The organism is Janthinobacterium sp. PLB04 (assembly GCF_021165895.1).
Classification (GTDB): domain Bacteria; phylum Pseudomonadota; class Gammaproteobacteria; order Burkholderiales; family Burkholderiaceae_D; genus Janthinobacterium; species Janthinobacterium lividum.
This window is the reverse complement of sequence record NZ_CP088968.1, coordinates 3,553,206-3,575,054: the sequence shown is the minus strand read 5'-3', so window position 1 is coordinate 3,575,054 and position 21,849 is coordinate 3,553,206. Positions and strand designations below refer to the sequence as shown.

15 protein-coding genes are annotated in these 21,849 nt (G+C 52.6%); 10 read left to right on the top strand and 5 right to left on the bottom strand.

From position 1 onward, the window contains the following. Window positions 1–21: 21 nt before the first annotated feature. The 4 genes from LSO07_RS15760 to LSO07_RS15745 form a co-directional block, all read right to left on the bottom strand. Window positions 22–735: a hypothetical protein gene (locus LSO07_RS15760; protein WP_151095301.1), complete on the bottom strand. Its 714-nt coding sequence runs from the start codon at window positions 733–735 to the stop codon at window positions 22–24. A gap of 91 nt (window positions 736–826) precedes the next feature. Beyond that, on the bottom strand, window positions 827–1,864 hold the full coding sequence (locus tag LSO07_RS15755) for a zinc-dependent alcohol dehydrogenase (RefSeq protein ID WP_370385388.1): 1,038 nt from the start codon (window positions 1,862–1,864) through the stop codon (window positions 827–829). Window positions 1,865–2,100: 236 nt separating this feature from the next. Next, complete coding sequence (locus tag LSO07_RS15750) at window positions 2,101–2,598, bottom strand: MarR family winged helix-turn-helix transcriptional regulator (RefSeq protein ID WP_151095299.1); 498 nt, start codon at window positions 2,596–2,598, stop codon at window positions 2,101–2,103. Then, a complete protein-coding gene (locus LSO07_RS15745; protein ID WP_151095297.1) occupies window positions 2,591–3,922 on the bottom strand; it encodes a S41 family peptidase in 1,332 nt (443 codons plus the stop codon). The genes LSO07_RS15750 and LSO07_RS15745 overlap by 8 nt, the downstream gene beginning before the upstream one ends. An 880-nt stretch (window positions 3,923–4,802) precedes the next feature. Here LSO07_RS15745 and LSO07_RS15740 point away from each other — a divergent pair. The 10 genes from LSO07_RS15740 to LSO07_RS15695 all read left to right on the top strand — a co-directional run bounded on the left by LSO07_RS15740 (window position 4,803) and on the right by LSO07_RS15695 (window position 20,362). Next, complete coding sequence (locus LSO07_RS15740; protein ID WP_151095295.1) at window positions 4,803–5,822, top strand: hypothetical protein; 1,020 nt, start codon at window positions 4,803–4,805, stop codon at window positions 5,820–5,822. Between the two features lie 522 nt (window positions 5,823–6,344). Continuing rightward, a complete protein-coding gene (locus LSO07_RS15735) occupies window positions 6,345–6,881 on the top strand; it encodes a hypothetical protein (protein WP_151095293.1) in 537 nt (178 codons plus the stop codon). After that, complete coding sequence (locus LSO07_RS15730; protein ID WP_151095291.1) at window positions 6,878–8,851, top strand: transposase family protein; 1,974 nt, start codon at window positions 6,878–6,880, stop codon at window positions 8,849–8,851. The genes LSO07_RS15735 and LSO07_RS15730 overlap by 4 nt, the downstream gene beginning before the upstream one ends. Before the next feature lie 15 nt (window positions 8,852–8,866). After that, window positions 8,867–9,859, top strand: coding sequence for an ATP-binding protein (locus LSO07_RS15725; RefSeq protein WP_151095289.1), 993 nt, complete (start codon window positions 8,867–8,869; stop codon window positions 9,857–9,859). Window positions 9,860–10,304: 445 nt separating this feature from the next. Then, on the top strand, window positions 10,305–13,061 hold the full coding sequence (locus tag LSO07_RS15720; protein ID WP_151095287.1) for a hypothetical protein: 2,757 nt from the start codon (window positions 10,305–10,307) through the stop codon (window positions 13,059–13,061). 871 nt (window positions 13,062–13,932) lie between these two features. Further along, window positions 13,933–15,795 (top strand): DUF4209 domain-containing protein, encoded by a 1,863-nt coding sequence (locus LSO07_RS15715; protein WP_151095285.1) that lies wholly within the window; start codon window positions 13,933–13,935, stop codon window positions 15,793–15,795. Between the two features lie 156 nt (window positions 15,796–15,951). Continuing rightward, the gene (locus LSO07_RS15710; RefSeq protein ID WP_151095283.1) at window positions 15,952–16,971 is read left to right on the top strand and encodes a glycosaminoglycan attachment site; all 1,020 of its coding nucleotides are present in this window, start codon (window positions 15,952–15,954) and stop codon (window positions 16,969–16,971) included. Between the two features lies 1 nt (window position 16,972). Continuing rightward, entirely contained in the window at window positions 16,973–17,959 is a 987-nt protein-coding gene (locus tag LSO07_RS15705) for a hypothetical protein (RefSeq protein ID WP_151095281.1), read from the top strand. A 130-nt stretch (window positions 17,960–18,089) separates the two neighbouring features. Next, a complete protein-coding gene (locus LSO07_RS15700) occupies window positions 18,090–18,542 on the top strand; it encodes a hypothetical protein (protein ID WP_151095279.1) in 453 nt (150 codons plus the stop codon). A gap of 290 nt (window positions 18,543–18,832) precedes the next feature. After that, window positions 18,833–20,362 (top strand): Fic family protein, encoded by a 1,530-nt coding sequence (locus tag LSO07_RS15695; RefSeq protein WP_151095277.1) that lies wholly within the window; start codon window positions 18,833–18,835, stop codon window positions 20,360–20,362. A gap of 40 nt (window positions 20,363–20,402) precedes the next feature. Here LSO07_RS15695 and LSO07_RS15690 read toward each other — a convergent pair whose 3' ends face one another. After that, window positions 20,403–20,714, bottom strand: a complete 312-nt coding sequence (locus LSO07_RS15690) for a helix-turn-helix domain-containing protein (RefSeq protein WP_151095275.1) — start codon at window positions 20,712–20,714, stop codon at window positions 20,403–20,405. Window positions 20,715–21,849 lie beyond the last annotated feature (1,135 nt).

Below are 21,849 nucleotides of genomic sequence, written 5' to 3'. Positions count from 1 at the left end.
TGGAAAGACGGGGAACGAAGGCTATTGCGTCGATGCCGGTTTGGCATACAGGCCCCTGGCCAGGCCATGGTCCGGATCGTCCACTTTCAGGCCACCCTTGACCACGCGCAAGGACAGCTTCTGGTATGCCTGGCCTCTCAACCACTGGGGATCGGTGACGGCGAATGCGGCGATGCGTTCCTGCGCGCGCACGGGCGGAACGGTCAGCCATTGATAGTCGGCTTTTGAACCCTGGCGGCGCAAGCCGGCGCGCACCCAGCTTTCCGACGCCGGCATGCGGACGATGGCGTCGCCGTTCGCCACGCTGACGGCCGTGGCCGTCTTGCCGCTTTGCGCTTCGAACTTTACTTCCACGCCGGCCATCGGTCCCAGCCGGGGGAAGCCGACGATGGCCACCCACAGGCCCGCTTCGGCGGGTTTCTGGATGCGCATTTCCGATTCCTCGAACACGCGAAACTGCGGCTCCTTGCCGCCGTTGCCCGCCACCAGGGTCACCACGTCGCCGGCAACGCGCCACTCGCCGCTGGCTTGCTCGTCGGTATTGCCATAGCTGAGCATCCATTCGAACTTGCCGTCCTTTTTCAGCAGCAGTTCGGAGCCCGTTTCCATGACGCCTTGCAGGTAATAGTGTCCGGGCAGCGAAGCCGCAGCCGGGTCGGCCGCGCTGGCCGCCCCAGCCGAAAAGGACAAGGCGAGGGCGGCGCAGGCCAGCAGGCGGGAGAGGGATTTCTTCATCGGTGTGTCCTCGGTGTGTCTTATGAGATGCCATCATAGCAACGGCAATTAAATTGCCGTCGCACGACACACCGCGCTGCCCGCCTGTCGTTCAGCTGCCGCTGAAATCAAGCACCACGCGCGAGGCAACCTTGCCATGTTCCAGCCGGCTGAAGATCTCGTTGATGGCCGACAACGGCTGCAATTCCACGCCGGCCTTGACCTTGCCCGTGGCGGCGAAGGCGAGCGCCTCGGCCATGTCCTGGCGCGTGCCCACAAAAGAGCCGCGTATCGTCACGCAATTGGCGACCACGTCGAACAGCGGCGTCGGGAAGTCGCCCGGCGGCAAGCCGACCAATACGCAGGTGCCGCGCTTGCGCGTCATCGCCACGCCTTGCTGGAAGGCATCGATCGACGGCGCCGTGATCAGCACGCCGTGAGCGCCGCCCCCGGTCGCTTCGCGCAAGGCCGCGACCGGGTCGCCCTGGCGCGCATTGATGGTCACTTCGGCGCCCAGGGCGCGCGCGTGCTCCAGCTTGCCTTCATCGATATCGACGGCCGCCACGCGCAAGCCCATGGCCACCGCATATTCGATGGCCAGGTGGCCTAGTCCGCCGATGCCGGACACGGCCAGCCACTGGCCTGGCCGCGCCCCCGTTTCCTTGATGCCCTTGTAACTGGTCACGCCGGCGCAGATGATGGGCGCCGCTTGCACGGCAGAAAGACCCGCCGGAATGTGCGCGACGTAGCGCGGGTCGGCCAGGATGTATTCGGCGAAGCCGCCATTCTTGGTATAGCCGCCAAACTGCGCCTCGGCGCACACGGTTTCCCAGGCTGCCAGGCAATGTTCGCAATGGCCGCAAGCAGAGTACAGCCAGGGCACGCCGACCCGTTCGCCCAGCTGCACTTCCGTTACGCCCGTGCCCACGGCCACCACCAGGCCGATGCCTTCGTGGCCGGGAATGAACGGCGGCGTCGGCTTGACGGGCCAGTCTCCGCGCGCCGCATGCAAGTCCGTGTGGCACACGCCGCAAGCTTCCGTCTTGACGAGGATCTGGCCGGGGCCTGGCACCGGCACGGGAACGTCGCGCAGCACCAGCGGCTGGCCCAGTTGTTCGACAACGGCGGCTTTCATGGTAGTGGGGATCATGTTATTCCTTGTGAAGTTGGTCATGCGTAAGGCAGGGCGCAGGCGCGAGCGCCAAGCTGGGAACAAGGAACGTGTGGTGGATTGTTGTGCCAGCCAAGCGCTCTGCCATGGTCTGTTCGACAGAGCCTTGCGAATGATCATATTCTGCTGCACACGGCAGGAAAATTGATTGATCTACATCAATGTATTCCGGCAGGAAGGCGATGCGTGCGCCAGCAGCCTTCTTCAGGGCATGGTCAGACCGGAGAATTGATGCGTTTCTCCAGCGGCCTCTCCTTGAGCGCATCGGCGGCCCGATCCACGAATTGCCTGACGTCCCCCACCTCGGCAAACAAGCCGGCATAGGCCGCCCGGATCAGCACCGTGCACTGTTCGAATTTCGCAAGCTGCGACAAGCCTTCATCGGTGGGCATGAATATCCGTCGCCGGGCATCATTGTGATCATTCCGATACTGTATCAGGCCCAGACGGAGCAGCTTGGGTATCTTTTGCATGACCAACTGGTGCGAATGGCCGAGTTCGCGCGCCAGATCCGAGGCGGAGGCCGTGCCGAGCGTTGCAAGAACAGTCATCAGCGAACACGAGCGAACCGGGATGACGATCCCCATCGTATCGAAGACAGTCTGGGATTGTTCAGCGATCAGGACGCTCAGCCGCTCGACAGCGCGGCCGAGAAACACGGCGTCATCGATCGCGGCCGGGTGATGTGTCCCCTCAGGTGTGCCCTTAGTCAAGGCGCTGGTACCGCTGGATACTGCCGTCCTGGTTCACGCGTTCCAGCGCCGTCACTTTTCCGCGCGAAACATTCAAGCGGTATCGAAAATCGGACACGCCTTCCACCGCGAACAGGTCGGGACCGATCGGCTCCAGGGCGACGCGGAACCGGTCGCGCCAGATATAGTAGAGTGTGCCATTCTCCAGGATGATCTGGCGGCCTTCATATTTTCCGGCGGCTTTCGTCAACATCCCCGCATCGACGTGCGGGCGCTCGATGGCTGCCGTCAAGCTTGGGAGCAGCCAGGCAAATTCGGTTCGCCTGGCATCATCGGTCTTCGCCAGATTTTCAAGCGCCAGCTTGTGCGCCACAGGCAGTGCGCGGATGGACGGGCTTGGGATATCGGGTTGTACGCCGGCTCCTTCGAAATCGCCATGGTCCACGGGATCCTGGATCTGGCCGATTGGTACTTGCACGAAAAAATCGTCGTTGAGCGGCTTGCGTGCAACCGGATGCGCGCCGCCTGCGGTCCGCTCCCCGATCAGTGTCGCTCGCCCGAGCTTCTTCATCGCATAGGAAAACCATTCTGCGGAGGAAAACGACGTGGAGCCGGTCAGGATATAGACCGGCTTGTCCACCATGCGCTTGCCAGGCAGGCCCGGCAGCACCCATTGCCCGCGCTGGATACGCTTGCCATCCTCATTATAGTAATAGTCGAAGAGCAGCTGGTCTTTCTCGCTGGAGAAGAAATAGCTCGCTAGAAATTGCGCCATTTCCAGATGTCCACCATTGTTATAGCGCAAATCGATGATGAGGGCATCCGTATTTCCGACGAAGCGCATGACGGACGCGGCTGTATCATAGGCAAGTTCCGGATCGGCAAAATAGCTGAATCGTATATAGCCGATATTTCCCTTCAGGCGAGCGACCTCATCGAAACCGAAATTGCTCTCCTCCAGCGTGCTTAATTCTTCTTTTCGTATCTTGGCCTTGAGCACCGGATTGGCCTTCGCCTTGAATTCCGCGATCCATTTTGCGTCGGCCCCCACGAAGAAATGCAGGTCGCCGCTGACTTTGAGGAGATCGTCGGTCAGCTTGCCCGCAAACTCTGCCTTCGTGGCCGCGGAATCATAATCTCCCTTTTTCAGACGCTCCTGAAGCACCGGCGCAATTTTTCTTGCGATGTCGGGAAACGGGTAGTTCGCCTTCAAGGTGCTATCAAGGGAGGCGATGATCGCCCCCTTTTCATCTCGTGAAATGCCCGGTTCCTCGGCAAATGCGCCCGATGTGCATACTATGGACAGCGCCGATAGCGTTTGAAGCAGATATAAGTGATAGCGCATTTTAACGTTACTCCTCGGTGAAGCCCGATCATACAATATGTTGTGCAATATGTTGTAGAAAAATAGGCATCATCGAGTGCAGAGCCCCAAATGGTGCGGCTGCCTGACAACGCGTGCACCAATGCGGCTTGCGAAGTACTGCGGCAAGGAAATGCAGTGCAGGGCGCTTGACCAGAAACGCTACTTCCGTTCCAGAGGCATCATGGCGCCGGAGGTCGATGTATGGCGGGGGCCGTTTTGTACAAACATGCTGCGCGCTGTGCAGGTCGCATTCCAGGCGCTATCCGGCCATTGCATGGACGGCTTGCAGGCCTGGTGCAACAACAATCTTGGCGTCGTGTACCTGGCGACTGCACCGTGATTGCCACAAGTGGTGGACGATTGTCCGTTCTGACAGTTACTCCGGCTTGATTGATGGGGAGGAGGGACGTGCTATGGCAAATTTTGATGATAATTCACTCCAGATACTGGAGCAAATCGAGGATGAGTTCCGCAATCAGTATTGGATTATTCGGAATTCCAGGCGGACAAACTGGCGTGCGGTCAACCATACCAGAATGCTTGGTGATTTCATGTACATGCTTGGGGTGCCAAAATGGGCTGTACAGCACGCTCGGTACTGCCTCCGTCTAAGGGTATGTGAACGATGTTTTAAAGACGAAGTTCGCTGCTATTGTATTTTTGCCCGTGCTAGACGTGGTGACTTCAATACGAAGCCATGAATTTACCCCATGTAGTCCAAATTATGTACATTTAGAGTTAAAATTGTGGTGTTAAGCAATTTCTTCGATATTTCATTGGAATATTTATGGTGATGGCGAATAATGAATATTACGAATCAACATAATAATAATTAATTTAAAAGGCGTAAGGAATCAGCATGGCGACCTCTAGCAAGAAACATTTTACTATCGTTCCAGATAGCACTTATGCTCCATCAAGTGGGGCTCCAATAACTCTTAATATAGAATTGCTACCTCAGCCAGCTCCGAAAGTGGTTTGGTATGAGAATGTTACATTTCTTGTCGCAACAATTGGTTTGATAGGGGTACTTTTCACTGTCTGGCTTGGATGGTGGCGAATGAAGAAGGAACTTTCTCAAGCATTGGTTTTGGCAAGCGATGCGCGGGACTACTCAAGGGGGCAAGCTGAGGAGGATCGTAAACTTGCAATGGAACAAGCGAATTCTGAAAGAAAGCATAGCGCAGATGAGGCACATCGTGAGCGTATTGCAACAGCACGGCGAATTGTATATTTAGATGCGACGAAGGAAGTAGTAAAGGCACATGCATTCATTGGTGGTTTGACACAAAAAAACATAGCTGAAATTGATTCTGACAAGGGACTAAATAATCTTTCCGCTGCAGTGTCACAGATAACAATTTTGGGTGGGATGGATACGGTTCTTAAAAGTCGTGAGGTTTTGAGTTCGATCAATTTGGTGTACTTCAAGGCATTGACTCTTACTGCACCGATGCAGATCATGAAAAATGAAATTGATACATTGATATCTCAAAGGGATGCCGCAAGCATTGACGCTGAAAACATTCAAGAAAAATTCAGAGATATTACTCGAGGAGGAGCCTATCCCCAAGAGGCATCTCAGTTAGCCGAAGAGTCCCGGATTTTACATGCGCGGGCTATGGAATGTGCTGATGCTGTTGTTGCTCTTCATGGGGAACTTAATGAAAAACAGCACAATTATATTGATTTTGTTTTGAATGAGTTTTATGAAATTCAGAAGGCAACCGATGAACTCATCGTCATGATTCGTTTAGAGTTAGAACTCCAAACGGACACTGTAGCGTTATTCCAAAGTACTCAGAATATGTATGGACTAGCTAAGTGTGCTGCCGAGGATTTGAGGAAAGATGTGGAGAAGTTAATTAAAGATTGTTGAAGGTACGGGTAATCTTTGTAGGGCGACAGCTACCTAAGGTCAGACGTGGTCAGCAGTACGCCGACAGCATTCTAGGTACTCAAAATTTCCACTTCTTCCTCTAAGCTCCCAGCAATGTGACCTAACTTACTGTCGCGATTCTTCGACAGCAATTTGATTTTATTCGTGCCCGCGACATAAAGTTGATCTTTTTCGACCTACTAGGCAAGTGACACAAAGTTGATTCTTCTCGACCCACTGCAGACGATAGCAAGTTGACTTTAATCACAATGTTACCCAGTAAGCCATGCCTCACCTTGCAAATCCGATTTCACAGCCTATGCTGAGTTGGTATTGTTTTCGGAGTGATCAATGGCGACGTCGCGATCAGCTGGTTCAAGGCTTGGAACCCGGTTTCGTGGGAAATTGGCTGCTTCCTACGGGCAACGGGGCAGCGCCTTAAATAGCCTCTGGTACGTATATAGCCCGCATACCAAGCGCGACTGGGTTTTGCGAAGTGACCTAGAGTGGGATCACTTCTTCATGACCGAGTTTGATACCGAGATTGCACAGTGCGATTACGCTCCCGTGAAACGCTCGGTGTCGTTAGGGGAGGGCGGGATAGAGCTTCCTGTGACGGCCGTCGTAACTTATAAAAGTGGTGAGGTCGGCTATCGGCACGTTCGTTATTCCCAAGATCGAGGGAAGCCGAACTACGATCCGACGGAAGCGACACGTTTAATCGAATCGGCGGCCGCTGTCATGATTCGCTACGAGTCATGGACCGAGATCGAAATTCGCAGTAACTCGGTGCAGCTCGCCAACTGGCGGCGTATATTGGCCTGGCTTTCTGCTGCAAGAGAGCACTCCCTGGCATGGTACAGCGACGAGGTCGCAGATATGTTTCGGTCACACCAGTCGTTCACACTTGCCGACGTAGAAAGAATTTGGGGCGAGGCAGCCTTTCCTTTATATGTTGCTGCGGTGTTTCAGAATGTGCTTCTGGGCACTTACAAATCGAATATTGGTACAGAAAACCTGTCGCCGGAAACTATCATCAGCATAGAGAGTGGTCCATGAAACTGTGGACCTTCAGCACGTTGCCAGCAGAACTATCAGACACGTCGTCTTGGCGCTCGGTTGATATCGACGCACTGGACGAAGGGGAACGTGAACGTTTTATAAAGTACCAGTCTGCGCTTGAAGCCTATCTTCGTACTGGACGCTTAAAGACATCTGTTAAATCGGTCGGAATCTCTCGCACAGATCTCCTCCGACAGTTAACTCGCTGCGTGTCACCTGCCGCAGATGGCAAACCTTACGGATGGACAGCATTAATCCGAAATTTTCGAACGAAAGACTACCGTCGGATTGCAGACCTTCCTTCTGAAAAGGGCACCAAAGCGATTTCAACAGGTGCTTTCGAAATGTTCATGGAAATGCATCCAGAGATTAAAGCGAAGATCGACGGCCTAATACTCAAACGCCCGGAGAAGGGCCATATTCATGAGGCCAGAATTTCACTGAAAGATTTGCACGCGGCCTTTGTTTATAGCTGTGAGCAGGCCGGCATACTGGGAAACGCCTATCCTCTCAACAGTAAATCCAGAGGCCGACGATCGGTCGAACGCTACGCTAAAAAGCTAATGCTCAGCCAAATTGAAGCGGCAGCTTCCGCTAGGTTTGGTAAAACCGCCAAATCGCATTTATCAGTTGGTAAAGGACGGCCCTCAGGCAAGATATCGCATGCGCCGTACGATGTCGTTGGCATTGATCCGCACAAGATTGATTGCGTTGGCACCGTTCGGATCGCTGGGCCCAAAGGCCCACAACGCGTTGCGATCGAACGACTTTGGCTCGTTCCTGTCGTCGATGATTTCTCGCGCGCGATACTTGGCTATAGCGTCGGCATCCGCACTGAATGCTCGGCAGTCACAATCGAGCAAGCAATCATTTCCGCGATGTCGACTTGGGAGCCGCGTAAGCTCGTCGTGCCGGACATGACCTACGCACCAGATGCAGGCCTACCGTCAGGTGTTATCCCCGAGTTCTCCGGTCGTGCCTGGGCCGCCATGATGGTTGACAACGCAGCTGTTCACTATTCCAATGCGATCGCTGAACGCGCCAGGCGTAGGATTGGGTGCTGTGTCAATTACGGCCCGATCGGACATTGGGAGCATCGTAGCGCACTTGAGCGCGTATTTAAGAAGTTGGAGACATACGGTTTTCAACGTTTGCCATCGACGACGGGATCTAGCCCGTCAGATCCGAAGAAAGGCGACCCAGCTAGAAGCGCAATCGAACTGGGAATTGGCTTGGAGGAACTCCTTGATTTGATGGATGTGACGATCACAGACTACAACACAGGGCCAAACGAGGGGCTGGGAAATCGCTCTCCACTTAGCATACTACGGGACTATGCATCGATAAAGTCTTTGGGTTTGCTGCCTCGTCGGCTTCCTCCCCCGACCGCAACACTTCCCGATCTCGGCATTGAAGTCGAAATCAAGACAGTTCGTGGAGATCCTGAAAACGGACGGCGGCCATATGTTGAGATTGATCGAGTTCGTTACACTAGTCCCATTTTGAGCAACGCATTCGCACTTATTGGGAGAAAACTGCGCGTACATATCCGCGCAACCGATATGTGCACAGTGCGCGCTTTTCACGAGTCGGGAGATGAGTTGGGGATACTCACGGCGCAAGGGGCGTGGGGCCAAACCAGACATACGCGTGAGATGCGAAAAGAGATTAATGCCCTACGCGATTCTGGACAGCTGAACGTCAGATACAACGACAATCCGATTGTTGCGCTATTGCGTCACCTACAATCGGAGACCGTCAAGGACGCCACTAAAAAGCCGCGAAAAATTTCCCGCTCAGCGACCCGTCTGGCGAGGGCAAGTGCGGAGACAGGTATTCCCACTGAGAATGCTGCACCTGCCGAGTCGTTGCCAAAGTACGAACCCGTCACGCCGCCCGTTGAACCACCACGCCAACCGTTGACAAGTTTGGTACCGACACCTACGTGGAAAACGATCTTGCGCTAACCAGAAGGAGTCTTCATGAATTTCACGACAAAGGCCAATGTGGAATGCGCGCCGACTTCTGAACAGCTTGCCAGTCATCCAGTATTGCGTAGCAAAATTCGCCTTCCAACGCCATCGATTCGTACGGCCTATGAGGTGCTTGCCAATACAGCGTTCCAACGCGCCCCAGGCTGTTGTTTTTACGCACACCCACGCTTTGGTAAGACAGAAGGGATTACTGTACTTGCAGATCAATTGGCGCAGTCGTTTCCCGATATGCCAATATTCTCTGCCAGCGCGGCTTGGCATTCCCGTTTTTCAGAACTCACCTTCATGGGTGAATTGCTGACCGCTTGTACGCACGTGATGGCATCGATTGGGAAAGTGGAGCAGCGTAGGGCGAGACTGCGCAACTTTATGTGGACGCAAGCAAAGACGCGCAATAGCGATCTCATTATGTTGTTTGTCGATGAGGCCCAGAATTGGCATGAGCCAGAATTGACCACATTGCGTGACCTTGCCAACGAACTTGCGATGGAGCATAAGGTGCAGCTCATCGCCGTACTTTTTGGAACGCCCGAACTAACTTCGCTGCGGACGGCGCTGATTCAATCAGGGCGCATCGACTTGATCGGACGCTTCATGATTCAGCAGTATGAATTCCGCGGCGTGCTGACTCCAGAGGATCTCGCCATCATCATGTCCTTTTACGACGACCCGGAGGTGTCGGAGTACCCGGAAGGGAGCGGATATAGCTATAGCCAGTTACTTATGAGCCAAGCATACGCAAGCGGTTGGCGATTGCAGAGCGAAGTTGAGACGCTATGGGGCCAATACAAGCTGGCAGCGCAAGCTAGCGGCGGCCTGAATCAGATCGGCATGCTGTGGGTGGCCGACAGCATCCGCCGGTTTTTCATGGCGAGCCTTGAATACGATCATCCGGGATTTCGCGGCGACGATGATACCTGGAAGATGGCCGTTGCCCAATCGGGATTTAAGGATTCACTTGGTGTCACCTACATCACCTAGAACATGACAATGCGACCCCAGTACACCGAGAGCTGGCAGGAATAGCTTGGCTACGCGAGCGGCCGCGGCCATACGAAGGCGCTTACACGTGGCTGTTGAAGTTCGCGTTTTCCAACGGACTTCGGGCTGGCGAACTATGCGAGGCCGTCTTCGGCCAGAGACTGAACCAAGTGCTAGCATTCGCCCTACTGCATGTCTGCTCACTGTTTGGCACTCAACGGATAGATCAATCGGGAGAAAACGGCATAGCGGCTATCCTGCTCCTGACAATGGAGTCAGCGCTTAGCGCAAGCGGTGGACGTCAATGATTGCCGTCGCCGACAACCACGCGACTTTCGGCACTCGAGACCAATGGCGGGAAGCTGTTCTCCGGTCAGGTTTTGAAAATTCCGTCGCCCGGGTGAATCAGTCTTAAAAACCTGTTTAGTCGAAAAAGGGGCGCGGCATGAGTGACTTTGATGGCTATGCTTGGCTCAACTCATGGCAACAACCATTCGAGGGCAGCCTTTCGTTACTCCTAAAATTTGCTTGGGCCAATGCCGCCACAGCATCTGATACTTGCCAAGACCACTTCGATAGGAAGGTCCTGTCGGCTATGAATGTTAAGAGGCAAGGTCGTTCCTTACTTGATCTTAGCTGGGCATCCGCTGGCGGAGCGGAATCCTCTTCATATTTGAAAACGATGTCTGTTCGGGCCTCACTAGCTACACTAGCAGAGCGATGGACTTTCTTAATCGCATCAGATATGCATATACGATATTGCGCTCGTTGTATAGGTGAAGGATTTCACTCTAGTATTTACCAAATCGATGCCCTACAAAAGTGCCCAATCCACAGGGAATCACTGTTGTCTGTTTGTAATCATTGTGGAGGCGCCACTTCTACGCACGCTATATCCAAGGAAACGTTTGAAAATCCTTTTCATTGCGTACATTGTGGTAGTCATATAGGCATTGGAGACTTCGACCCGAAGCAGTGGGGCAATCAATCGCTTCGCTTAGCTGCAGCACACGCCTTGGCACCTTTTGCGTCCTGGCTTCAACGATTGGTAAGTGCCGGAATACGTTGGGACCGATGGGAGGATTGGGGGTTGCCGCTCAAACATCTGACGTCCGAGGCCGAACGCCGAAAATCTACTGTTCGAGTTCTAGCCAGCTTGGTCAGTCCCGATTTCGATACTGACCTGTTTGGAGCAACATGGAGCGGCATTCCAACATCTTTTGGATTGAAGGTCCGAAGAGAGCCGCGCAGGAGACTATACTCTAAGGTCAGCTTCAGTGACAACGAAATCAGGGAAAGGCAATTGATTTACAAATCGTTACGACGGCAATTAGAAAAGCAATTCGGGAAATTGTTCAAGGATGTCCCTGACGCCAACGGGAATCGCTGGAAAGACTACACCTATAACGAAGTGTTTTCCCCGAAGAAAGACGTTTGCTTGTTCAGTCTCGCTGTGCTGTTTTGGCGATTTCGTATAGAGGATCACTCGGAAATCGCGGGTGGCCCCACGATACGTCTACCTGTGCTGAATTGGCCGCAGGACGGGACAGCTGATAAGCGCGCCTGGGCTGGTTTTCTTTTGGCTAGTTTCAGGGCTTCAGTAGGCACGCTATCGGCCTGGACAAAACGAGCAAAGGAGTTTACAGACTCGGATCTTTTTGGGAGCGACCGTGTCAAGGCACGCGAATTGTACTCTGAGTTCGCGCCGGCTTTCGATTTGGCAAGGCTTCCTATATTGCCTGGGGTATCGGTCGTCGAGTTCGACATCGGTAGCGACCAAGCTCAACTAGCGGTATTCGGCCCGTCAGAGTGCGACTTAGGCCACGTGCTTAGCAACTGCAGCGCAACGCTTTGCCGTTGCTCAAGCAAAGTCCCGCTAGCGACTAGGGATCTAACAGGTGGAATGTGTACTGCTGATAGTCACGCCATTGAACAGATGCTGTTGCCTCCAGCCGACATTGATGTTTGGAAGCAGTATATCCGTCCACTCGAAGACCTTGTATTACCACCAGAACTGAGCGGTGCATCGCGCGTAAGCACAATGCAGCATCTTGAGTATCGCCTTCAATCCGTCGATGATATCGAGGCAATCAACGCCTATCTTACATCAGAAAATTTTTCAAAGAGTACGGTTAGGGCTTATCGTCAACATATCGAAAAATGCCTAATCTGGAGTGTCGCGCAGCTACATAAACCCCTCTCTAGTCTGACTAGCGAAGATGCACGTGCATATTGCGAGTTTCTAGCGAATCCAAAACCGCAAGAGATTTGGCTTCATCGCGCACGTGCACTCAGGCGGACAAAGGACTGGAGTCCATTTAAAATACCACTTGCGGCGCGAAGCCGAGATTTTTCGATCGGTATCGTCTCCAATTTGTTCAGCTGGTGGGAAAGTCGAATGTACGTAGAAGCGAATCCTTGGCGGCATATGCCGTTCCAGGTTGTTGGTAGTCGGCAATATGAGAACGCACCGGTAAAATCGGTCAGCATCAGTAGCAGAGTCATGCCACACGTTGATTGGTTGTATATTAGGCAGGCGTTGTCGCAAGTTCCGGATCCGGATCAGGCAATTTCGATAGAACTCGCACTATTCCTCTCTTACTATGAGTCTTTGAAACCCAGCGAAATTGGCGCAATTCAGGCCGACCAGATCGAATTCATTAATGCGCAGGCAGGGGAGGGGCTGTGGCGAGTTCCTGTACCTTCACGTGAAATGCAGCGCCGCTGGATATACTTGCTGCCTCCAGTCATTGATAACTTATGTCGAGCGCTCAAGGTCGAGCCAGAAAATCTCACTCGTAAACTGGAAAAAAATGGGCCCTGCAGGCTTGTCAATATTGTTGGACGAGTATTTTATTTCCCTGAGTCGAACGAAATGGAAGTCGACCCGACAGATATGCATCGTTACCTATATACGTTAACGAAGCCATTGTTCAGATTGGCCAGCATATTGGCGGCAACTGCCGGGGATGGCGCCGCTGCGGCTCGACTTCGTAGCAGTTCGCTGGTAACTTTATCACAAGCCTATGAAGAACATGTTCAGCTACAACTCAGGGAAACAGCTGCGCTATGGCATCTGACTGGTGCCCGTCGTTTAATTGGTGAAAGAATATTGCAGTACGCGCAGCCAAGAGAAATGCGGCCGCCAAACGAGTTGATGGAGGATATTCTCTTTATAGCGCCGACTTTTCATTTGGATTAATTAAAAATTATTGACAACAATTGACCTTACAAACATGAAACTCATTGAATAAAATCGGCTTGCTTTAGGCCGCCAGCCTACTCAGTGATATTACGGCGTCAACTCAGTTTACGTTCTCCGGAAACGAAGTGGTTGACCGAATACGAGCACCTTTAAGATCGAAAATTTCAAGCGGCCGATCGTAGATATGCTAAAAATTAATGTATTCGATCATAAGGTGGCGGTGTGTCAATGTCTATTCCTGCGTCAGCTAGTTATAGCTGTAGCTGAAGCCGTTATTCTTGAAGGAACGGCCGGCGCCGCATCGGCGTCGCGCAGTCACAGCAGTTCGTCCAGGTTTCGAGGTTTTCAGAATGGCAATTTTTTAATCATATTTTATGTAATAAGTCTTTTTTTATATGAAAAATGAGGGTTTTAATTGAAAAATGACAAATTACATTGGATTTAATGGCCATCGTCAAAGTTAAGCTCACATATCATCAAAGTTACAGCTTAACTTTGAAGATTTCGGGGGCAAAATGAGGGGTAAAAAGAAGCGTTTTCATAGGTAAATATCAGCGATTCACGCTTCAGGACCCACATTTCACAATGCGAAATATGTGGGTCGCGCAGTCAGCGCTAGGCTGTTCTGCAGCACGTCACAGCCCGCATCCTGGTCAGCGCCGCCGGTGCCCCGTTGACTTGCGCGTGACGGCACCAGGCCGCTGTAGATGCTCGCAGAAAAGCTCACGTGCAGGCGCACTGGACCGGCGCGCATCCTAGAACTCCCCTTGGATGATAAGCATTGTTATTATCTAAACATTTTGGTTGTTTTGATCGTGACGCAGGGTTAAGCTAGGGGTGTCTCCACGAATTTTGATGCTGCTATTCCATGCCCGATACGCCAGAGCAACACCAACAGCAGTCTGACCTGACCCTCGACGACCTCATCGGCGCTGGCCTGAACGAGTTGCTCGACCAAGATCCTGCCAGTGATTACAACGACCTATACGGAATGCTAGCCAAAGCAGCTGGCAATGCCGAAGGCGCCGGCGACTTGGCCAAAGCGAATGCCCTCGGTTTCATAGTCGCGATCGCGTCCATGATGCTCATCCCAACTGAAAAATCCGCCCCCTTCCAGGCATTGGCCCACTGGAACAACGGCGGCCGGTCATTCATCCCAGAGGACCTTACACCTGCGCAGGTCGACCTTGCCGCACAGCTGGCCGGCGCCGTGAATCACCAGCTACTGCGCGCGCGCTTGGCCGACCTGGTGTGGTTGAAGGAACGAAGCAAGGGCATCGCATTCCCGCGCATGGCCATCGACGCCTACCGCACGCATCCAATCAATTTCGACACATGGCACTTGAGCGGCCAAGCAGTCTGGCACCGTGCACTGGGGCTGGCCATTTCACTTGGCAGCGGGGCCGGTAACCGCGCAGCCGAGATAGAAGCGGCGTTGCTTGATGCATTTGATCGAGCGCTGGGCGCTGAAACTTTCGAACCGATGTTCTATGTACGGCCACTGTTTGCCGAGAAGCGCGCCCGTGCGGAGGCGCCCAGGATCGCGAGTGAGCTTGAGCGGCTGGGCCGCGAGCGACTGGCCGCCGGATTCGCTTCGAATGCGGAGACCTTCTTCGGTGAAGCCGAGAAGTGGTATGAGCGCGCTCAACTCGCAGACAAACAGGCCGAAATGCTGATACAAATTGGAGCGAGCCTCACGGCGCAGGCAGAGGCAACGACTTCGGCGATCGGGCGGCGGGAATTCATCACTCGCGCCATCAAGGCCTATCGCGATGTGCCTGGTGCGCACCGGGTTGCGTACCACGTAGAGGAAATAATTGCCGAGCTGCGCGCTAAGCTGGCAGCGACTGGACGGCTTGCCCTGGGTGAGATGAAAGTAATCAGTAGCGGGAGCATCGACCTGACGGAATTTGTTCGCAAGGCAGTGCAGCGAGTACAGGGAAAGACACCGATGAATGCCCTGCTGGCGTTTTGTACAATCCATCCTTTCCCGAAGCGCGAAACCCAATATCAGCAGGCGCAGCAGTTGGTCAGTCAGAGCCTTGTTGGGCGACTGTTCGGTGGCGTCACGTTCGCCGGCGACGGCCGGGCGATCGCTCGGCGCTTAGGTGCCGATCATGGCGCCGAAGCAGAGGCATCCCAGGTGGCCGCCCGCGCCACAAAAGGCTGCTGCGAGATTACAGCGATGACGGCGTACGGCATGATCATCCCCGCGTTGGAGGCGATGCAGCTGGAGTATTGCATGACGCCGCTCGACTTTCTCCATATCGCGGCCAATGCGGGTCTCGTGCCTCGCGATCGCGTCGACGTCGTCGCCAACGGACTGTACGCGGGTTACTGCAGCGATTATGTGCAGGCGATCCACATTCTGGTGCCGCAATTCGAACACATGGTGCGGCTCGTGCTGCAGGACGCTGGAGCCCACACGACCACGCATGATGTTGACGGACTTGACATGGAAGCCGGTATGTCTACCTTGGTGCTGCGCCCGCAGATGATCGAAGTGTTCGGAGAGGATCTCACCTTCACCATCCGCTCGATCATGTGTGAGCAGGAAGGACCGAACCTACGCAATGCTGTGGCGCACGGCATGGCCGACAGTGGCCTATGCGAAGGCGTGCACGGTGTCTATGCCTGGTGGCTGATCCTTAGCCTGATCGTCAAATCGTTCGTAGATGGCCAGCGCCATGAACAGGGTGACGCGACGGCAGAGGCTCCACCCGAGGCTTAGAACAATGATGGAGAGGTCAGAAACCGTGTAAGACTCATGGCTAGTGGGACTAGCGGCCCAGACCGAAATTGCGGTGGTGGGCTTCAAAGTCCTCGGAGCGATGAAGTAAGATGTGACTCGACCAACAATTTTCCCAATTTCAGCAGGGTTGCTCATATGGATCTTTTTGCAGACCGCTTTCATGATGACCGCCTGCACCGCGTCTTCAAAATGCTCCGGGACCCAACGTATCTGCCTGAGCGCAGGGTTCTCGAAAAGTGGGCTGATGGATTCGTCGACCGCGACGGTAAGTTCGTCAATGAGTTTCAGACCACGTTCGAGTCATCCATGTGGGAGCTCTATCTGCATGCATATTTGAAGGAGATCGGTGCCGAGGTGGACTTCGCCCATCATGCCCCGGACTTTGTGGTTGAGCGCCCCGTGAAATTTTGTATCGAGGCCGCCATCGCTGCGCCGGCGGTCGGAGGAGATCCCGCCATCGGATATGACGCGACCGCCATCCCAGAAGACTTTGCCGAATTCAACGAAGCGGCGGCCATACGGATCGCTAACACACTCTCCGCTAAAATTTCGAAGCACCGATCAAGCTATGCGAAGCTGCCGCACGCGAAGGATCAGCCGTTTGTGATTGCAATCGCAGCGTTCGATCGCCCATTTGCCCACTTTGCGGCGAGCCGCCCGATCATGGCCGCTTTATATGGAATGCGATACGACGAGGAAGCGGCGAAGGCGTTGGGCCCGAGTGCGAAGGAAATTCCCAAATTTCCGGTTTCGTCGGCCACCAAGATTAATGGAGCGGAAGTCCCGCTTGGCTTCTTTTGCGACGACCGGGCTAGCGAAGTGAGCGCAGTCATCTACAGTTGCTTGGCCACTTGGGGAAAGATCCGCGCCCTCGCCGACAATCCTGATGCCCTCTCGTTCTATCAAACACTTCACCCGAGCGACAATGGCATCATTCCAGAGCTTCGATGTGCCATTAAGCGTGACTACAGCGAGCATCTGCTTGACGGTCTCCATATTTTCCACAATCCGTTCGCCAAGCATCCGCTGGGTGTCGATGCGTTGGGACACGCCCGCTTAGCGCAATTCAATATCATTGACGGCCGCCTGTGCACCATCGAACCTGACGACTTCCTGTTGATGAGGATGGTCCGGTCAGTTCAGACTCACGGCTAACATGAAGAGAAAATTTATCACAGAGTATGCACTGGGCTATCTCAATAGCTACACGTGCGCCGTGCCAGCTCATCAAATGCTTCGAGGGGGAAAGACAAACCCCGATGACGAGCGGGAAATTGCGAAATGCCACATATATATTATCGCAGCAAGACCTATTCCTTATTTTAAAAATGATAAAATAAATTTTACGAATAACCAACTATCGGGCGAAATATGCTACCGGATAGACGGACAGGAAAGTTGCATACCATTCGAAGGTTATCCCTGGACTCTAGATCACAAGGATTCTCTTATACAATGCCGGTACCCGTTCAGGGAAATCCGTAGCTATAATCCTGATGGCACAGAAGGCACATATGTTCCCGCTACCGCCCTTACTCTTCAATATCAGAAAGGTGCAGCTCAGGGGGCAAATGACTTAAACCGCTACGAAGTTTTATACGTTGGTCAATCGATAGGTCAAGGAAATCGGTCAGCCTTGGAACGATTGAAAAATCATGGAACGCTACAAAAGATTTTAGCGCTCACAAATCATGATTACCCGGATAAAGAAATAATGATTTTTATGCATCAATTTGACCACGAACAACTCTTTTCTTCGATGGACGGGAGAGCGCGAGATGCAGATGCGTCAGAAAAAAATGAAACTAGATTAGTGAATGCGATAGCAAATCCACCAAATAATAAACAAAAAATTGGATTGATCGAAGCAGCGCTTATACGATATTTCCAGCCGCATTATAATGAGATATTTAAAATAAAATTTCCATCCACCAAGCACAAAGTTCTCAAATCTTGCCGCGATCTTGATGTTTCATCCCTAGTTGTAGAGGTTAACTGCGACGAGTTAAATTATCTTATGTACACATCTACCGTGAGGGAGAGTATGCATCACATAGCTAAGATTGACCTTGTCGCCGCAGAAAACAGGATTTCATTCTTTAATGCTACTGGCCTAGTAGAAATCCCCGGAATTATAAAATAGCCGGCTATATGGCGGCCTATGATGTCCAATTTTTGAAGGCATTGATGACAGAGCCGGTGTGGAACGCTGCAGGTTCACACTGGTCTAGATCAGCATACGGCTACGTAACTAAATTATGAAAGGATCAGGAATGACCTTCAGTGCCGATAATGGCGGATTCCCGTTTTCGTGCGAAGATGCCAAATTTTCCATCTGCGCAAGCACGTGGAACACTAGGCTTTCGCAAATCGGAAAGATTCCAGGCGCCATCCGGATCATGACGCACGGTTTGCCCGACCCAGATTACATCGCAAAGATCCTCGCGAAGCGCCCGGAGAACATATATGTGATTGCAAACGCTGATGCGGCCGCTGAAGCACGGCTGATCAAGGCGCAGTTTCCAAACGTGCGCATTGTGCTGCACCCCAAAATGAATGCCAAGGTTGTTTTTGTGGAACCAGAAACGGTCTGGATTTCGAGTTCAGATTTCGGTCACACGAAGCTGATCGAATCAACCGTCGGCTTTCATTCTGTCGAGCTTCACAACCGCGCAATTGAACATCTGTTTGACGTTGAATGGCAAAAATCTGTAGAAATTTTCTAACTATTTCCGAGTTCTTGATTTGCAGCGAAATCTGACCCACTATACCCAGTAATTTGCAACCGAATCTGCCACACGTTTAAGACACAATCCCTCTCAACAAGTTAAGTGGGGAATTGGAGTGGGATGGAATGCACTGGTCACGAGCGGGCGGCGCACAGAGTTCCGCATTTGTGAGCTTAACTTTGACGCGAAGACAAAAAAACGAGTTATGCCAACACACCCTAAGTTACTGATTTTTTGGGTAATCGATGTGAGCCTAACTCTGACGATATGCATTTAAATGGGTGGCTATGCATCTGAACATCCGGACGGTACAGCCTTTCGCTGTGAAAAGCAAAGTAGGCCCATCGCGTCGGACAGTGATCAATTCAATCAGAGAAGAGACATACATCGCTGCAGTTCGGCCTGATCCAACTATCATTAGTCATTTCATTTTCGGCTTGAAGCATGAGCTCATTAATCTAGAGTTTCTTGCGAAACTCTTCTCGATCATCGACGAAGCGGTACTGGAGGACTGGATTCGTAGCGAACCTACTGGCGCGTACGCCCGGCGCGCAGGCTTCCTGTTCGAATGGCTTACAGGCCGCCGTCTCGACGTGCAAGATACCTCATCCGGAAATTACGTCGACGCCCTAGATCCTACCGAATTCGTCGTAGCATCCCGCGCTTCCAACGCCCAGCGCTGGCGTGTTAGAGACAATCTACCTGGAACCCGATACTTTTGCCCAACGATCCGGCGAACTGACGTTGTTCTTGCTCTAGAGCACTTCAATTGCGCCGCAGCGCTTGAATCCCTCGAGATCCAGTTTGGTGCCGATATCTTGGCGCGTAGTGCCGTATGGCTTTCCATCAAAGAGAGTCGTGCCTCTTTTGCAATTGAGAAAGAGGAAAAACAGGTCGATCGAGTGAAGCGCTTCGCTGCACTCATGGAGCATCGATGCGGTCAAAATGGTGATCCTCTCGCGCTACAAGCACTTAGCGAGATTCAAGCTGAAATCCTCGGCCTTGCTACGCGCTATGGCGTACGCCAATCACCGGCCGTCATCGGATATACGCACGGCGTTGAGAATATCGTCGAGTACATCGCACCGCCATGGGAGCGAACGATGGAATTGCTCGTAGGTCTCCAGCGGTGCTTGGCCAAGACTGCAGGTACATCATCGTTATTGCGCGCATCGATCGCATCGTTCGGCTTCGTTTATATTCACCCGATGAGCGATGGAAACGACCGCATCTCTCGATTTTTGGTCAATGACGTGCTGCGCAGAGACGGTGCTATACCAGCCCCCTTCATCCTGCCGATCTCAGCAACTATCACTAACAAGGCGCAGCAGCGCTTAGGGTATAGACGCGCACTGGAAACCTTGTCGCGGCCCTTGGTAAGCATGTACCAAGAGGACTTTCATTTCGGTGACGAATACACTTGTCCAGATGGCGCTCGCTCCAATTTCCATTTTGATGCTTACGACGATGCTATGCCGACCTGGCGTTACCCGGACCTGACAAGCCAGACCGAGTTTCTCGGAAATATCATCAGGTCCACCATCGAAGTAGAAATGAGCAACGAAGATAGTTATCAGCGTGACATTGACCGTGCACGGCACGCCGTCAAAGGGTCGCTGGAGGGACTGAACTCTGATATAGATCAAATCATCCGGTCAGTGCGTGACAATGGCTGGACGGTGTCAAACGACCTAATTAAAAAGTTTCCTCAGCTCGCTGCTACCTCGTTAGCCGCGGCGGTCGTCGCGGCGGTAAGGAACGTCTTTCAGCCTGAAGCAGCGGATGCTGCTTTTGTTGTCAACATGAAGCGTTCTTGATCTGTGTGAAACAAGGTATTTTTCGCCGTAGTGGCGCCAATTAAGTTTCGTCAACGCCACGCTTGTCGGGAAAAATGCGGTCAAACGACTGTATTTCTGCATGGACTCGCTCCCATAGTTCTTTGCGCTGCTCGTCTGTTTCTGGCAAATACGCGAGTGCGAGTAGCGATAGAGGGTGCACTTCCATCACCGATGAGATTTCGTCAATCTTCGAAATAGTTGGCGCCTTCAGTCCCCGCTCCAAGCTACTAAGGTAAGTTCGACTGGATACGATCGAAAAGTCCTCCTGGGTAAGTCCACGGCTCTTCCGTGCCTTCTGTAGGCCCGCGCCGAAGCGTTCAAGTAAACCCATACATTGGTCCAGTGCAAAATACACGATGTACTCACGCCGCGCACTTTAGGACTACAATCTATAGTGTTCATTTGTTGGTGAAAAACTGAAATGCTAACTACACAGCAGGAGCATGAGCTCCCTAGATTCCCTTTTGCGACCGGACCTGGCGTGTCAACATGGAGAGCGGTCACACTTCACGTAGGGGTGATTTATGTTGTCATGAGTTACGCAATTAGGCATGAAGATGGCTGGTTGCCACAGACCTCAATGTTTTGGAGACATAACGATGCGCTGTCGTTTTGCAAGCATGTGAACATAGACGAAAGGCGAAAGCTGCTGGATATCTTCCTTCTTATTCCTGTCCACGATGGAGCACACGTCCAATGGAGCTTTGTACCGATAAGAGAAGTTTTTTTTAGGAAAGATGGCGACGAAAATAATGAGTTTCCCCTCTATGTTACGCCCGATGGGAAAGTAGTAGATGGGCTAGGTCTAGGAGCGCCCGACAATTTTTCGCTCGTCGAAGATTGCCAGTCATTTCAACGGATATTCCCTGCTTAGCTTGGCGTGCCATCGGGCCGATCGACATTGTCGGCGCCTACCTGTGTGGGGCATTGATAGCAACCTTCACGCAAGGTGCCGGCCTGCGATGCCTTGCAGACTGCCGCCTTGAATGCATTGGTCGCCGGTTCCGTCAACCTGGCCATCGGTTACACTTTGCCCAGCATTAGCATTTCCCTGAGCGTCGGATCAGTCGGCTTTTGCTACTATTCGCATCGGGTACCCACCTACAAACCCACCTGATTACCCCCATTTCGGTGTGGTTGCACCTACCTAACACGGCATTTTCGACTAATCTGAACAGGGTCTCATCGGAGAAAGACCGCATTTAAATGACGACCCCAATCTCATCTTCTATGACAATTTACGAGTTCCCTAAACCGTTACATCAGCGAATAGATTTATCACTCACCACGTCTTTGGCAAGCTCGACATCGTCTTGGGCCATCTCAATTATATTTTTCGCAAAGGCATCAAAAAAAGGGGATTTTTCGTACTAGCGCGGATCTGCCATCACTGTCTGAAAGAGGGCGATTCTTGCAGGCCGACAGTACAAGTCGACATCTGCTTGCTTACTGAGAATCCGACCGAC

Excerpts from the sequence above, each read along its gene's own strand:
- LSO07_RS15700 (WP_151095279.1), top strand. The coding sequence starts at position 18,090 with ATGACCTTCAGTGCCGATAATGGCGGATTCCCGTTTTCGTGCGAAGAT.
- LSO07_RS15760 (WP_151095301.1), bottom strand. The coding sequence starts at position 735 with ATGAAGAAATCCCTCTCCCGCCTGCTGGCCTGCGCCGCCCTCGCCTTG.
- LSO07_RS15705 (WP_151095281.1), top strand. The coding sequence starts at position 16,973 with ATGAAGAGAAAATTTATCACAGAGTATGCACTGGGCTATCTCAATAGC.
- LSO07_RS15755 (WP_370385388.1), bottom strand. The coding sequence starts at position 1,864 with ATGATCCCCACTACCATGAAAGCCGCCGTTGTCGAACAACTGGGCCAG.
- LSO07_RS15690 (WP_151095275.1), bottom strand. The coding sequence starts at position 20,714 with ATGGGTTTACTTGAACGCTTCGGCGCGGGCCTACAGAAGGCACGGAAG.
- LSO07_RS15725 (WP_151095289.1), top strand. The coding sequence starts at position 8,867 with ATGAATTTCACGACAAAGGCCAATGTGGAATGCGCGCCGACTTCTGAA.
- LSO07_RS15710 (WP_151095283.1), top strand. The coding sequence starts at position 15,952 with ATGGATCTTTTTGCAGACCGCTTTCATGATGACCGCCTGCACCGCGTC.
- LSO07_RS15740 (WP_151095295.1), top strand. The coding sequence starts at position 4,803 with ATGGCGACCTCTAGCAAGAAACATTTTACTATCGTTCCAGATAGCACT.
- LSO07_RS15745 (WP_151095297.1), bottom strand. The coding sequence starts at position 3,922 with ATGCGCTATCACTTATATCTGCTTCAAACGCTATCGGCGCTGTCCATA.
- LSO07_RS15730 (WP_151095291.1), top strand. The coding sequence starts at position 6,878 with ATGAAACTGTGGACCTTCAGCACGTTGCCAGCAGAACTATCAGACACG.
- LSO07_RS15715 (WP_151095285.1), top strand. The coding sequence starts at position 13,933 with ATGCCCGATACGCCAGAGCAACACCAACAGCAGTCTGACCTGACCCTC.
- LSO07_RS15720 (WP_151095287.1), top strand. The coding sequence starts at position 10,305 with ATGAGTGACTTTGATGGCTATGCTTGGCTCAACTCATGGCAACAACCA.
- LSO07_RS15695 (WP_151095277.1), top strand. The coding sequence starts at position 18,833 with ATGCATCTGAACATCCGGACGGTACAGCCTTTCGCTGTGAAAAGCAAA.
- LSO07_RS15735 (WP_151095293.1), top strand. The coding sequence starts at position 6,345 with ATGACCGAGTTTGATACCGAGATTGCACAGTGCGATTACGCTCCCGTG.